This is a genomic window from Arenibacter catalasegens (assembly GCF_002909235.1).
GTDB classification, from domain to species: Bacteria; Bacteroidota; Bacteroidia; order Flavobacteriales; family Flavobacteriaceae; genus Arenibacter; species Arenibacter catalasegens.
Genome location: NZ_PHQQ01000001.1, coordinates 135,347 through 149,873, shown reverse-complemented (window position 1 = coordinate 149,873; position 14,527 = coordinate 135,347). Strand labels below are relative to the sequence as shown.

Below are 14,527 nucleotides of genomic sequence, written 5' to 3'. Positions count from 1 at the left end.
CTATGAAACGCCATATTCCAAATATTATAACCCTGCTAAATGTTTTTTGCGGTTGTGTAGCCACTGTGTTTGCCGTTCTGAACAAGTTGGAGATGGCGGCGGTTTTTGTTTTCTTAGGCATTTTTTTTGATTTTTTTGATGGATTGGCAGCTCGTGTTTTGGATGTAAAAAGTGAATTGGGATTGCAATTGGATTCCCTTGCCGATATGATTACTAGCGGATTGGTGCCTGGTATCGTGATGTTTCAACTATTGAGTATGTCTTACAATGGTGGATGGAACATTGGACTGCAACTGGATTCGGCAGAGACTATGAGGTGGGCGGCATTTGATATTCCCTTGCTACCTTTCTTTGGGTTTCTGATTACCCTTGCTTCGGCCTATCGTTTGGCTAAATTTAACTTGGATGAAAATCAGGTTTCCTCCTTTGTGGGTCTACCTACCCCGGCTAATGCCCTGCTGATACTTTCTTTCCCACTAATATTACTTTATCACAACAATGATTTATTAAATACCATTATCCTAAATAAATGGTTTTTGATAGGTACAACACTTTTGAGTTCTTATTTATTGAATGCCCGTATTAGTCTTTTTGCCTTGAAGTTTAATAATTGGGGCTTTAAGGATAATGCACTGCGGTATATATTTATTGTAGTAAGTTTTGTGCTGATACTTACCATGAAATTTATAGCTATTCCGGCCATAATTGCCTTCTATGTTGTTAGTTCCTTAGTGGATCATATGAATAGCCCGCAAACAGTTTAAGGGTTGTAATCTTCCCTTTGGAGCCATTGATTTCAGTAACTTTTAGAAAGATGGGTAAAGCGCCGGTATAGGCTTAGGGAAATATAAGGGCAATAACTATTTTTGATTTGGAAGTTGTTTCAAAAAAAACTAAAAATCCAGTTTCTTTTTACGAAGTTCAAAATTCTGTCCCAAATATACCTTACGTACCATCTCATCGGCAGCCAAATCTTCGGGTATCCCAGATTTAAGGATACCTCCCTCGAACATTAAATAAGAACGTTCTGTAATTGCCAATGTTTCCTGTACGTTATGATCGGTAATTAAAATGCCTATATTTTTATTTTTAAGCTGGGCAACAATTCTTTGTATATCCTCAACGGCAACAGGGTCAACTCCAGCAAATGGTTCATCTAATAAAATAAATTTAGGGTCGGTGGCCAATGCCCTGGCAATCTCTGTTCTCCTTCTTTCTCCACCGGATAAAAGATCGCCCCGGTTTTTTCGAATATGGCCTAGTCCAAATTCCTCTATGAGCGATTCCATCTTCATTAACTGCTCTTTTTTGCTCAACTTGGTCAATTGCAGTACACTTAGTATATTCTTTTCGATGCTCAATTTCCTAAATACAGAGGCTTCCTGTGCCAAATATCCAATACCATTTTGCGCTCTTTTGTACATGGGAAAGCGGGTAATTTCCATTTTATCCAGAAAAATGTTACCTCCATTTGGTTTGATCAAACCTACGATCATGTAGAAAGAGGTGGTTTTTCCAGCACCATTGGGACCAAGTAAACCAACAATTTCTCCTTGGTTTACTTCCAATGAAATTCCTTTAACTACTTGTCGCCCTCGGTAGGACTTCATTATATTATCTGCTCTTAGCTTCATAGTACCTTTGCTATTCTCCAAAACTAAGCCTTATATTAGTTTAGGAAAAGATATTGTAGTTTTTTTAACCTTCTTTTTAATCCATCTTCACCCTAAATGAACAAGGGATTTTTAAATGCTGGTTTATAAAAGGGTCTCGTTAACCAGAATTAAAATCACCTCTTATTAAAAAGGATTATCTCTTTGGATACCGGCCCAAGGTTTTTATTTTTCTTAAAATAGAGCAGGAATTAAATTCTTAGCTCGCTTTCGCTCTTTTCTTTTCTCTCTTAGCATCTCTTCTCAAAACCACCTTGGAAATGTAAATACTTACTTGGTAGAGAACTAATATAGGAACAGCCACAATAATTTGACTAGCTACATCAGGAGGTGTAATTACAGCAGATAGAATAAGTACTACTACAAGGGCAATTTTTCTGTATTTACGCAGTATTTCAGGAGTAACGAGACCTATTTTTGTCAAGAAATATATGATTATAGGTAATTCAAAAATTAAACCGCAAGCAATGACCGAAGCCCTTACGGTGGCGATGTACGAGAGAAGGTCTATTTCCCTTACCACGGAGTCACTTATAGAGTAACTTCCTAGGAAATTTATTGATAAAGGGGCTACTACATAATAACCGAACAATACACCAGTAAAGAAAAGTGCGGAAGCTATAAAAATAAAGCCTCTTGCATTCTGGCGCTCGTTATCGTGTAGACCTGGGGCAATAAATTTCCACAATTCGTATAAAACATAGGGAAATCCAATGATAAAACCAGCCCAAATAGAAGTCCAAATGTGGGCCGAAAATTGTTCTGACATTTGTCTACTCTGTACCGTAAACTCGGGTTCACTATTACAAAAGGCTTCACTAAAACCCAACATTTTGGAAAAGTCGCAGAATACGTGGTAAGTCGGGAAATCTGGCATCATAGGCCCAAAAATGACCGTATCAAAAATAAAACTTTTCATTAAAAAAGCTACTCCTCCAATAATAACTATGGCCAAAGTTGATCTTATTAGATGCCACCTTAGTTCTTCCAAATGATCTAGGAACGACATTTCATTCGGGGTCTTAATCTGTTTTGTCATTATAATATGCCTTCTTTAATTAAATTGTGTAAATGTACTATTCCTTTGTAATTTTCCCCCTCAACAACCAATAATTGTGAGATGTTTTTGGCTTGCATTAATTCCAATGCTTTCACGGCAAGCACGTCCGTAGCAATGGTTTTGGGTGTTGCGCTCATAATATCTTTGGCAGTTAATCCATAGATATTATCATATTTATTGAGCATTCGCCTAATATCCCCATCGGTAATTATGCCTACTATTTTATTATTTTCCAATACTGCGGTAGCTCCCAACATTTTTTCAGAGATTTCTACAATTACGGATTTTACATCACTGTTGGTATTCACTTGGGGTATCTGATTGTTACTAGAGATATCGCCTACCCTTAAATAGAGCTTCTTGCCCAAGGCACCACCAGGGTGGTATTTTGCAAAGTCCTTGCTGCTGAAACCTTTTAGTTCCAATAGGCAGATAGCCAAAGCATCACCTATAACCAATTGGGCGGTTGTGCTTGTAGTTGGTGCTAAATTATTGGGGCAGGCCTCCTTTTCTACATAGGTATTCAAAACATAGTCGGCCTGTACGGCCAAAAAAGAATCTAGGTTGCCGGTCATTCCTATTAATTTGTTATGGCCACTTTTGATCAAGGGTACCAACATTTTAATTTCTGCGGTATTTCCACTTTTGGAAATACAAATAACCACATCGTTTTTCTGAACGGTACCAAGATCACCATGGATTGCATCCGCAGCATGCATAAAAATAGACGGAGTGCCTGTAGAATTTAGGGTAGCAACAATTTTAGAGGCAATTAGGGCGCTTTTTCCAATGCCCGATATTATAACCCTTCCTTTGGATTGTCTAATGCATTCCACCGCTTTCGAAAAGTCTTCGTTTAGGAGAGATCCTAAATGGAATATTGCTTCGGCCTCAGTTTCAATGGTTTTCTTTGCTATGGCCAATATAGCTTTGGTATTGCTCAAAGTAATTTAAAATTATGTGATGATTTTCCTAAAAGAAAGTCTTATATTTATAATACAAAATTACATAAACTTAAGTTTATAGTAAATTTTAAATTTGAACAAATTTATTTATAATAAATACTTATTAAAAAGACAAAAATTCCTTAACTTAAGGAATTTCTTTTTGGTGTTGGTGCCAATATATATTAATCAAAATGGTGAAGTACGGTATGGGTATAAGTGAGATTGATTTACATGCCTCTCTAAAAAAGTATTTTGGATTCTCCGAATTCAAAGGTTTACAGGAAAATGTTATAAAGAATATTGTACAGGGTAAAAATACCTTTGTAATAATGCCCACTGGTGGTGGGAAATCTCTGTGTTATCAATTGCCGGCGCTGATGCAGGAGGGTACTGCAATAGTGGTGTCCCCTTTGATCGCCCTGATGAAAAATCAGGTAGATGCTATTAGGGACGTGTCCAGTGAAATAGGGGTGGCCCATGTTTTGAACTCCTCCTTAACAAAGACAGAGATCAAGCAAGTGAAACAGGATGTAAGCAGTGGGGTGACCAAACTTTTATATGTGGCGCCAGAATCATTGACAAAGGACGAATATGTTGCCTTTTTACAAGGGGAGAAAATTTCCTTTGTTGCTGTGGATGAGGCGCATTGTATATCGGAATGGGGGCACGATTTTAGGCCAGAATACCGCAATCTTAAATCTATTGTTGGTAGGTTGGGAGACAATATTCCCTTGATTGCCCTTACCGCCACAGCGACCCCTAAAGTTCAGGAAGATATTATTAAGAATCTGGGTATAACAGATGCCAAGGTATTTAAGGCCAGTTTTAACCGGCCTAACCTTTATTATGAGATAAGGCCAAAGACTCAAAATGTTGACGGGGATATTATTCGTTTTGTTAAGCAAAATTCTGGCAAGTCCGGTATTATTTATTGTCTTAGCAGGAAGCGGGTAGAGGAGTTGGCCCAGGTACTGCAGGTCAACGGTGTTAGTGCCGTACCTTATCATGCAGGATTGGATGGTAAAACTAGATCCAGGCATCAGGATATGTTTTTAATGGAGGATGTAGATGTGGTGGTTGCAACCATTGCTTTTGGAATGGGTATTGATAAACCAGATGTACGCTTTGTTATTCATCACGATATACCCAAAAGTATAGAAAGCTATTATCAGGAGACCGGAAGGGCTGGAAGAGACGGCGGAGAGGGACATTGTCTTGCCTTTTACTCCTATAAGGATGTGGAGAAACTGGAAAAATTCATGTCAGGAAAGCCGGTAGCCGAACAGGAAATCGGAAATGCACTGCTTCAGGAAATTGTGGGTTACGCTGAAACCTCAATGTCTCGCCGAAAATTCATACTTCATTATTTTGGGGAGGAATTCGATGAAATTAATGGGGATGGTGCTGAAATGGATGATAATACCAGAAATCCCAAGGAAAAGCAAGAGGCGACAGAGGATGTGGTAAAGTTGATAAATGTGGTATCTGGTACCAGTGAAAAATTTAAGTCCAAAGAAATAGTTAGGGCATTAACGGGAAAGGTAAACGCCTTGATCTCATCACATAGGACAGACGAAAAGGAATTCTTCGGAAGTGGAAAGGACAAAGATAAAGGCTATTGGATGGCCTTGATACGTCAAACACTTGTTGCCGGAATGCTTAAAAAAGAAATTGAGCAATATGGTATACTGCACGTAACTCCTGCAGGTAAGGAATATGTAAAGAATCCAACATCATTTATGATGACGATGGATCATGTATACAATAAGGAAGCTGATGATGCCATTGTAAGCGCCGCTAAAGCGTCTGGTGGTGTGGCCGATAACAATTTACTGAAAATTTTAAAGGACTTAAGAAAAAGAGAGGCCCATAAATTGGGTGTGCCGCCCTTTGTAGTATTTCAAGATCCCTCCTTAGAGGATATGGCCCTTAAATACCCAATATCCTTAGATGAATTGGTAAATATCTATGGAGTTGGAGAAGGTAAGGCGAAAAAGTACGGTAAGCCATTTGTGGATCAAATCGCTGCTTATGTTGAGGATAACAACATATTAAGACCAGATGATCTGATCGTAAAAAGTACAGGTGCCAATTCATCCTTGAAGCTATATATCATTCAAAACGTGGATAGAAAATTGCCATTGGACGATATTGCTTCGGCTAAGGGGTTGGAGTTGAAAGAGTTGATAAAGGAAATGGAACAAATTGTCTTTAGCGGTACCAAATTGAATATTGCCTATTGGATCGATGATATTTTGGATGAAGATCAACAAGAAGAGATTCATGATTATTTCTTGGAGGCCCAGACCGATGACCTAGAAGTGGCGTTGAAGGAGTTTGATGGTGATTATGAAGACGAAGAACTAAGATTGTATAGATTAAAGTTTATAAGTGAGGTAGCCAACTAAAGGCTGTCGCATTGTTGATTTGGACATTTAACTAGGAGGGTCCAACTTCGCACATTAACCCTAGTTTCTAGCTTCTGGCAGTTGAGGCCCATAGTGTTATGCTATGTGCCAAATCTTTATTGGACTGCTTTTTCCAATAAATGCAATGTCATTTTATCAGTGTCTAATTTGGCGTTTATACCTATTGGCAAGGTGAAATTGTTTTCAATATGGCCAAATGTCATGCCATACACTGCAGGTAAACCTAGTGGTTTGATCCTATCCATAATAACCTCCTTGAGCGTAAACGATTTTGTGTTCGGGATACTGTCACATCCTTTAAAAACTCCAAAAACAAATCCGGCAGCTTTATTAAAAGTTTTACCCTGAATTAATTGGGTCAACATTCTATCAATGCGATAGGGGGCTTCTTCAATATCTTCCAAAAAGACTATGGCATCGGTAAAATCAATTTCATGTGGTGTTCCTATCAGGGCATTTACCAGTGTTAAACTACCGCCTACCAATTTTCCATGTACTACACCAGGGTTAATGCAATACCTATTGTATTCTGCCTTGCGGTATTCCTCCTGCTTTGTTATTTCAACATTTTTGATAATGGGCAATTCATTGGTTTGCATTACCACATTGAGCAGCTGCTCAATACTATATGCATCGTTGATAGTGCTCCCAACTGGCCCGTGAAAGGTAATTAGTCCGGTTTCTTGATGAATGCCATTTAAAATAGCCGTTATATCGCTAAAACCAATTATTGCCTTTGGATTTTTCTTTATTAGGCCATAATCTATCATATGCATAATTCTAGTACACCCGTATCCTCCCCTGGCACAAAGTATTCCATCTACATTTTTATTGGCAAACATTTCGTTTAAGTCAGCTGCCCTTTCAGTATCACTATTGCTAAAGTACCCGTGGTTGCCAAGTATGCGATGGGTATGGAAAGGTATAAACCCCATTTTTTCCAAAGTTTCTTTGGCTTCTAACAAAATCTCTGGTTTAATGGCATAACCTGGGGCAATGAGTCCAATGGTATCCCCTTTTTTTAAAGCTTTAGGGTTAATGATTTTAATAATCGATTGAGTTGGTTGGGAATTGGCCAAAATTCTAGTCGGAATTAGAGTTGCCATTCCTACCCCTAGTGCTGTTTTAAAGAACTGTCTCCTTTTCTTCATGTATGTTATTATGTGCCACCTAAATATATGAAAATTTGCAAAAAAAAAGTCCACCACTCCCATGGCAGACTTCACTAAATAACGTTATAAATACTACATGCCCAGGGATGATGAGTCTTCTTTGGATTTAGCCCTTTTTAATTGTCGTTGTATTTTCTTTATGGCGGATTCTATAGATTTTTCGGGTTCAATGATATTATACTCTCCCCAAAAATCAGGATCTGAGAATCCAACAGCCTCATCCTCCAGAATTATGGAAGACTTAATTCGGTCCCTATATTTAGGAGTCTCACCAGTGGTGTTCTTTTCCCAATCAGTGATAGCCATTTCACAGGTCATACTATAGATCGAATTGAAAAGTCGGTCGTCCCAATTAATTTTGAATTCCAATAGGACATTGCTATAACCATAGTACCATTTTCCATCCTTTTCCCTATAGTCTACCCGGTAGGCAATATCCGTTGGCCAGACGTTGGCATGGGCGGGTTTTCTACGAACGAACATTTTAGAGGCCACATCCCTATCTGTGATGTTTAGAGAATAAATGGCACTGGTCAGAATTTTGTTCTCCGCATCTATGTACAGCTTTCCTTGGTAAAGCGGGTCTAATATTGCTTCTTTTTGTTTAAAATTGATTACAAAAATCAGTTTGTCGTTTACCATAGTGGAGTTTTCAAAACTAAAGGTATAATCATCAAATGTTTCTTCCGTAAAAATATATTGTGGATATTTTATCATGTCTACAAAGAGGGTGTTAAATGGCCCACCTTGCAGTTTAATGGCCAAGGTGTCCAATCTGCTGTAGTCTGTGCTTTTCCTCGCCTTATAAAGCTGTAATGCATCCTTGCGATCCGAATTGTAGGGAGATTTGTAAATATTGACAACTGCCTCGGACAAGGATACGTTTTTCCTTCTTTTTTTAATGGTTTCCCTATAAAAAGCTGTCATTAGGGTAGGGTCGTCAAAATAATTATCACCTTTTCTCTGCAAGGTTTCCTTTACAAGAGCTTTAGCATCTTTTGGAACAGCAAGGCTTACCTCGGATAATTCCGTAAAGCTTACCTCCAGTGCAATTTCATTTTTATTTTCCTTAAGTTGGCTTAAAGGGATTGTTTTTGTCCTATAGCCTAAAAACGACACAATGATTTGCCCCTCACTAATTTCTTTGGGAACTTTTAAGGAGAAGTAACCCTCAGTATTACTAACGGTACTTATATTGGTGTTTTCGATCGTAAGGCTTGCAAAGACCAATGGGTTATTGGTTTCGCTATCAATAATTTTACCTTGATATTGGTTAAAAGAACTTTCCTGTTCCTGCACATCTTGGTACAGCACTGCCGCCGAAAAGGTGGGCGTTACCCCTAAGAACAACAAAATAAATATTGTAGCTATAAGGGAGGTTTTTTTAAAGGGATTTTTTTTGAGTTTCATGGCTTTCTTTTTTTATATCACCTACATGACTTTTATATTTTGAATTAAACTTAAGATTCTAATAAAATAATGAGCAAATGTTGTACCGCGCCTATGTGTATGTCAAAATGACACTAATTTAAGACAATTTAAAGACATTATGTCACTGTTGTATTGATTGAGGTATTAGCAATAAATTTAAATGTTGTTGGTGAAGGTTGGTAAAAGATGGATTCAAGCTAAGCGTCTATTGCATATATCAACCAATGACTGTCTTCCTAAGTTAATGATTTTTAACGAAATACCCTCTTAAAATTTAAACAAAATTTTAAGAGGGTATTTGAAGAATTGGCCTGGCTAATTGAGTCTGATTTTTGTCGGACCAGATAAAGAGCCTTATTTTAATTTATTATGTGCGGTGAACTACAGCGTGAATGATTCGCAGGTTATTCTGCGTGCACATTTAGCGAAGTAGTTACAATTGAATCAAGAATTAAACATATAAAAGCTTGTGCTCCAGTGATTCGTCGAAAATAGATTTGCTCATGTCTGGACGCAGCATATTTGACTTGTATGCCGGAAATAGCATTAAGTAGGATGTAGAAAGTTTGCCAGTTTGTTTATTTCTTTCTGCGCACCTCAAAAATATCGGATCTTCTATCTTTTAGATTTCTGACACTTCCAAATTGGTTAAGTTCTCTCAATAAATCTATATCCAGGTCAACGATTAAGATCATTTCGGTATTGGGTGTTGCTTCTGCTTTTATGCCATTGGCAGGAAAGGCAAAATCACAGGGTGTAAAAACCATGGATTGGGCATACTGTATATCCATATTGTGGACCTTTGGCAAGTTGCCTACACTGCCTGCGATCGCTACGTAGCATTCATTTTCAATGGCTCTGGCCTGTGCGCAATATCGTACCCTGGAATATCCGTTTTGGGTATCTGTTAGGAAGGGAACAAATAAAATATCCATTCCTTCATCTGCCAATAGTCTACTTAATTCCGGAAATTCGGAATCGTAACAGATCAGCACACCTATTTTTCCACAATCAGTGTCAAAAGCTTTTAATTCAGTGCCTCCCTGCATGCCCCATACCTTTGCTTCATCTGGAGTTACATGTAATTTCTCATATCGTTCCTTACTACCATCCCTTTTGCAGATATACCCCACATTGTACAACCTTTCATCTTTTATTTCTGGCATACTACCTGTAATAATATTGATGTTATAGGAAATAGCCAATTCGGAGAAACGCTGAACAATGGTGGCCGTATGTTTGGCCAATTCCCGTATGGCAGCAGACTCGGACAAATGATTGTTCTCCGCCATCAAGGGAGCGTTAAAAAATTCGGGGAACAAAGCAAAATCTGAGCGATAACCGGAAACCGCATCTACAAAATACTCTGCTTGTTGAAGTACATCATCCAAACTCTTATAGGAACGCATTTGCCACTGGATAAGCCCCAACCGCACCACTTTTTTAATTACACTAGCCTTTTTATTTTTCTTTTCGTAATAGATATTATCCCACTCCAATAGCACTGCATAATCATTTGAGGCTGAATCGCCGTCCAAATAATTTTTCAAAATTTTGGTGGGGTGAAAATCATTGGATATCTGAAAATTAAGCACAGGATCATTTATTTCCTTCCGCTTTACCTTTTCTATATACGCCTTAGGCGACAGGGTATCCATATATTTATGATAGTTGGGGATTCTGCCACCAAAGGCAACCCCTTTGAGGTTTAAACGTTCACAAAGGTCTTTTCTATAGTCGTAAAGCCTTCGGCCTAACCTCATTCCCCTATATTCCGGTTTTATAAAGACATCGATGCCATAAAGTATATCCCCATCGGGAGAGTGGGTGTTGAAGGTGTAATTTCCAGTAATTTGTTGGTAGGTGTGTTTGTCTTCGAACTCATCATAATTTAGGATAAGCGATAGGGCACAGCCTGCAATCTGGTTATTGACCTTAATTACCACTTGCCCTTCGGGAAATCTAGATATCAGATTGTTTATCTGATTTTCTCTCCAGTAGGCATCGGGCATTGTGGTATACGATTCTATCATAGCCGATTTTAGCTCTTGATAATCATCTAGGCTTAAATATACCAATTCAATATTTTCTATATCTTCCATCTTCATGGCCGTACGCTTAAAATTAATAAGGGGTTAAATAAATTGCTTTTACTTGTGATGGGTCTTTGTTGAATCAGAAATCATCTCGTTTATATCATTTAGCTCCACTTCGGATAAATATCGCCATTTGCCAACGGGAACATCCAATTGAATATTCATGATTCTTATTCGCTTAAGGGCGGTAACATTGTAACCCAAATACTCGCACATTCTTCTTATCTGGCGGTTAAGGCCTTGTGTTAGTACAATTCTAAATTGAAATTTGTTGATTTCCTCGATTTCACATTTTCGGGTTACCCGATCTAGGATGGGAACACCATTGGCCATTTTTTCAAGGAAAGCTTTAGTGATGGGCCTATCTACAGTAACTATATATTCTTTCTGATGTTTATTTCTGGCTCGTAAAATCTTATTTACAATATCGCCGTCATTGGTCAAAAGAATTAGTCCCTCACTGGGTTTGTCCAATCTGCCAATAGGGAATATTCTGCTAGGATAATTAATAAAGTCGATAATATTGTCTTTTTCTACCCTGGTATCCGTAGTGCACACAATACCAATGGGTTTGTTAAAAGCAATATAAACCGGCTTTTCCTGGGGTTCGGAGATAAGCTCGCCATCTACGCGAACTTCGTCAATGTCGGTAATTTTTGTTCCCATTTCCGGAACTTTTCCATTAATGGTGACCCTACCCTGATCAATAAGTTTGTCCGCAGCGCGTCTGGAGCAATAGCCCATTTCACTTAAAAACTTGTTTATTCGGGTTGCTTCCTTCTCTTTCATAAACACTCCTTAATCCCGATTTTTTAAATCGGATTTATGGGCGAAATATACTTAATTAAACCTTCATTTTTGTTAACACGGCCACAAGATATTATACCTTTTCTTTTTTGCTCCTATTTATATCCAGGTGAACTCTTGTAAATGACTATTTTTTTAAAGGATCTGCATTTTCCATATAAATTTCCTTTTCCAGTTCATTGTTCAATTTTTTAAAGAACAATATTTCAGCATAGAATTGCCAATCGAAATTTATGGATTGGTTGGCCAAATGTGCGTGATGGTCCTGATCCAGAATATAATTAGTCGGTTTGGTTAAAATTCGTGTTTTACTGTAGACTTTTTCCAAATCATTTCTTAGAGAGCTAAATTCAGACTCTAGCTCCTTTAGCTTGGAAGCCGTAGCAATTATATCATCTCTACTTTCTGCCATGTCGTAATCCCTTAGGGCCAGTAGCATTTTTGGGCTGAACTGGGCCAATTTGTTCACTTGCTCATAAACTTGTAGGTTATGGTCATTACGCAGTGCGATTGATCGGGCATTTTCTATTTTTTTGGCAATACTGTCGGTCAGTAATAGTGTTTCGGCCGCCGTTTTTATCCGATCTTCGTTGGTCAGGCTCCATGCTCCTACATTTTCTTTATTGGGAAAGTCGATTACCCCTTTTTCCATAGCATTATCCATGGAAGGAAGATAATTGCGCTTGTTGCCCTTGAGCAAAGCGTTTTTCCAGAATGCCACGGGTGTTTCAAGTTCAGTAATAAAAGTACTGTTTGCATCGGCAAGGGGATATCCGTATTCTCTTTGTCTAAAGGCAGCCTTAATTTCTTCTTTGTTGCGCTTATCTCCGATCCAGGAATATTCTGCAAAAGCCAAAATGCCTCTCATATACAATTCAAAATGTGGTGAATCATCATCCCACAGAGTTAATAATAGGCCCTTAAGACCACTATTTATGGAGCTTACTGCGAAAGATCTGATATTTTCCATATTACTTTCTTCCTGAGGCATTAAAACCCATCTGGTTTGACCGGCAGTAGCACCCATTACTTGAAGGCCGTGATCCGTAAACCATTGCATGGCTTTAACATTCCCTAGTGCCTGTGGAGAACTGTAGTTCCATCGCATATAGATGCAATTCTTAGGGAAAATATCCAGGAATTCCAATAATTTATGTTCATTCTCCAACCAGACTTGATCTACCTCGGCCTGGGTCATTTCCATTTTAAACATAGGATCATAAACATCTGCTTGCTTAAGGGGCATGTCGTCCCAAAAAATTGGCGTTTTTCCGTGTTCCTCTGCAAACTTGGCCACTTTGTCCAACCACATTAATTGCAATTTCAGCGGCGATTCCTTACTTCCTCTTCCTGTAGTATGTACTTCGTCACCTCCCACATGCAGATATTTGCCATATGGAAAAGCTTCCATAGCATCTAAATAGAGGTCAAATTGGACTTCGTAAGTTTTTGGATTCAGGGGATTAAAGGCCCAATCACTTTCGTGATTATCCCTAAGTTCCATATATTCTGGATGTTTTAGGACAAAGGACGCATGGCCCAATCCCTGTACCAGAGGACTGATTTCTATATGACGGGCTTTGGCATATTCGCTTATTTTTTTCCACTCCTCGATACTTAAAGCATCTTCTGAGGCAACAATTGGTTGACGTTTATATTTTAATTTGTCCTCAATTTCCAATATGATGCCGTTGATCTTGTAGCTGGCAAACTTATCCAGCAATTGATAATAGTATTCCGTCTTTTCCATATGATGCTTTACGTCCAACTGTATTGAACGATAAGCCAAAAGAGGGTAATCCTTTATTTGACACAAAGGTAAGTTTACCTTTTGATCCTTGGAATCCACGAATAACTGTTCCAATGTTTTAAAACCATAGAACAAGCCAGCCTCATCCTTTCCGGTTATATGAATTTGTTGGTCGGAAATGGCTAAGGTGTACCCTTCCGCAGGGGTATCTAATTTGGCATCTATTTCGTAGTTTAAAATAGTCTTACCTATATTATTGTCAAGGATCATAATATCCTTGTTAATTATGGGTAATGCTTCACTGTTTAAGGCAACAACATTTAAGGTTTGGTCGAAGGATATGGAACTAGAGCCGGTTACTACAAATTCTTGAGGTTGGGGCAGTACTTTAAAGTCACCCAATTTGTTCTCCTTTTGACTGCAGGAGAAAAGTAAGATAGATATTGTTAGAAGATAGATGCCTGTTATTTTATTCATATGACTTTTAATTGGTAGTTGATATTTTTGGATAGCTACTTTAAATGTTGATTAATTGGTAAAAATATTGAATAAGATTCAAATATGAAATCTTTTTGGATAATAGGCAATAAAGATTTTCTCGGTAAGTCACAGTAGATTTATCTTTTATTGTAATTAACTATTTAAACTCCAAATTGTTCCAAATGGTGGTTGAGATGTTTGTAGAACAAATTGTTCCATTCCATTTTGGTAAGAGGGCCAAAAGAATGTGATTCTTTATTATGGAAGTAACCCTCACCAAGTTCCTGTGTTTTACTTAGGTGTTCTATCAATCGCTTTTTTTCAATTTCAAAGTCCCTTTCGTCTACAATTAGAAAAGCAGGAGCGGTCCTACTATTTTTTTTGTACGGTTTTTCATTAACTACGGGCTGTTTAACAAAAAGTTTGAGCATAAGTTTCATTATGCCGTTAGGTTTGGGGTGTTTTTCCGTATAAACCATTTCATAGGAGACATTACAATGGGCCAGCATCTGTGCAACATTCATTTTACCCCATAAGCCGATGCTTTTTGGGTCTAATTCATTTATGCGGCTAATAACATTATCCACAATCTCTTTGTTGAAAATATTCTCCATTTTTCTTTATTGTTATTTTTTATTTATCCAGTTGGTCGATACTCTATTTGCTGGGAAATTCTACAGTT

At 38.0% G+C, this 14,527-nt stretch carries 11 protein-coding genes; 2 read left to right on the top strand and 9 right to left on the bottom strand.

Going from position 1 to position 14,527, the window contains the following annotated elements; genetic code table 11:
• The first annotated feature begins 2 nt into the window (after positions 1-2).
• Positions 3-764, top strand: coding sequence for a CDP-alcohol phosphatidyltransferase family protein (locus CWD90_RS00635; protein WP_103473991.1), 762 nt, complete (start codon positions 3-5; stop codon positions 762-764).
• Between the two features lie 129 nt (positions 765-893).
• Here the strand turns inward: CWD90_RS00635 and lptB are convergent, their stop codons facing one another.
• The 3 genes from lptB to CWD90_RS00620 form a co-directional block, all read right to left on the bottom strand.
• Positions 894-1,634 (bottom strand): LPS export ABC transporter ATP-binding protein, encoded by a 741-nt coding sequence (gene lptB, locus CWD90_RS00630; RefSeq protein WP_103473990.1) that lies wholly within the window; start codon positions 1,632-1,634, stop codon positions 894-896.
• A 238-nt stretch (positions 1,635-1,872) separates the two neighbouring features.
• Positions 1,873-2,712 carry a twin-arginine translocase subunit TatC gene (gene tatC, locus CWD90_RS00625; protein ID WP_103473989.1) on the bottom strand — a complete coding sequence of 280 codons (840 nt, stop codon included), beginning with the start codon at positions 2,710-2,712 and terminating at the stop codon, positions 1,873-1,875.
• The gene (locus CWD90_RS00620; RefSeq protein WP_103473988.1) at positions 2,712-3,677 is read right to left on the bottom strand and encodes a KpsF/GutQ family sugar-phosphate isomerase; all 966 of its coding nucleotides are present in this window, start codon (positions 3,675-3,677) and stop codon (positions 2,712-2,714) included. The genes tatC and CWD90_RS00620 overlap by 1 nt, the downstream gene beginning before the upstream one ends.
• Before the next feature lie 209 nt (positions 3,678-3,886).
• On the opposite strand from CWD90_RS00620, the gene recQ reads away from it, so the two are divergent.
• Positions 3,887-6,088 carry a DNA helicase RecQ gene (gene recQ / locus CWD90_RS00615; RefSeq protein WP_103474228.1) on the top strand — a complete coding sequence of 734 codons (2,202 nt, stop codon included), beginning with the start codon at positions 3,887-3,889 and terminating at the stop codon, positions 6,086-6,088.
• A 116-nt stretch (positions 6,089-6,204) separates the two neighbouring features.
• On the opposite strand, the gene CWD90_RS00610 is transcribed toward recQ, so the two are convergent.
• The 6 genes from CWD90_RS00610 to CWD90_RS00585 all read right to left on the bottom strand — a co-directional run bounded on the left by CWD90_RS00610 (position 6,205) and on the right by CWD90_RS00585 (position 14,459).
• Positions 6,205-7,260 carry a S66 peptidase family protein gene (locus CWD90_RS00610; RefSeq protein WP_103474227.1) on the bottom strand — a complete coding sequence of 352 codons (1,056 nt, stop codon included), beginning with the start codon at positions 7,258-7,260 and terminating at the stop codon, positions 6,205-6,207.
• 93 nt (positions 7,261-7,353) lie between these two features.
• Complete coding sequence (locus CWD90_RS00605; RefSeq protein WP_103473987.1) at positions 7,354-8,691, bottom strand: carboxypeptidase-like regulatory domain-containing protein; 1,338 nt, start codon at positions 8,689-8,691, stop codon at positions 7,354-7,356.
• A 599-nt stretch (positions 8,692-9,290) separates the two neighbouring features.
• Entirely contained in the window at positions 9,291-10,820 is a 1,530-nt protein-coding gene (locus CWD90_RS00600) for a bifunctional GNAT family N-acetyltransferase/carbon-nitrogen hydrolase family protein (protein WP_103473986.1), read from the bottom strand.
• A 42-nt stretch (positions 10,821-10,862) separates the two neighbouring features.
• The gene (rluF, locus tag CWD90_RS00595; protein ID WP_103473985.1) at positions 10,863-11,597 is read right to left on the bottom strand and encodes a 23S rRNA pseudouridine(2604) synthase RluF; all 735 of its coding nucleotides are present in this window, start codon (positions 11,595-11,597) and stop codon (positions 10,863-10,865) included.
• Between the two features lie 145 nt (positions 11,598-11,742).
• Complete coding sequence (locus CWD90_RS00590; protein WP_103473984.1) at positions 11,743-13,842, bottom strand: beta-N-acetylhexosaminidase; 2,100 nt, start codon at positions 13,840-13,842, stop codon at positions 11,743-11,745.
• Between the two features lie 164 nt (positions 13,843-14,006).
• Positions 14,007-14,459, bottom strand: coding sequence for a DUF1569 domain-containing protein (locus CWD90_RS00585; RefSeq protein ID WP_103473983.1), 453 nt, complete (start codon positions 14,457-14,459; stop codon positions 14,007-14,009).
• Between the last annotated feature and the right edge of the window lie 68 nt (positions 14,460-14,527).

Bases quoted from the DNA above. Each gene is read 5' to 3' on its own strand.
- CWD90_RS00635 (WP_103473991.1), top strand. From the start codon at position 3: ATGAAACGCCATATTCCAAATATTATAACCCTGCTAAATGTTTTTTGC.
- lptB (WP_103473990.1), bottom strand. From the start codon at position 1,634: ATGAAGCTAAGAGCAGATAATATAATGAAGTCCTACCGAGGGCGACAA.
- tatC (WP_103473989.1), bottom strand. From the start codon at position 2,712: ATGACAAAACAGATTAAGACCCCGAATGAAATGTCGTTCCTAGATCAT.
- recQ (WP_103474228.1), top strand. From the start codon at position 3,887: ATGGGTATAAGTGAGATTGATTTACATGCCTCTCTAAAAAAGTATTTT.
- CWD90_RS00610 (WP_103474227.1), bottom strand. From the start codon at position 7,260: ATGAAGAAAAGGAGACAGTTCTTTAAAACAGCACTAGGGGTAGGAATG.
- CWD90_RS00605 (WP_103473987.1), bottom strand. From the start codon at position 8,691: ATGAAACTCAAAAAAAATCCCTTTAAAAAAACCTCCCTTATAGCTACA.
- CWD90_RS00600 (WP_103473986.1), bottom strand. From the start codon at position 10,820: ATGAAGATGGAAGATATAGAAAATATTGAATTGGTATATTTAAGCCTA.
- rluF (WP_103473985.1), bottom strand. From the start codon at position 11,597: ATGAAAGAGAAGGAAGCAACCCGAATAAACAAGTTTTTAAGTGAAATG.
- CWD90_RS00590 (WP_103473984.1), bottom strand. From the start codon at position 13,842: ATGAATAAAATAACAGGCATCTATCTTCTAACAATATCTATCTTACTT.
- CWD90_RS00585 (WP_103473983.1), bottom strand. From the start codon at position 14,459: ATGGAGAATATTTTCAACAAAGAGATTGTGGATAATGTTATTAGCCGC.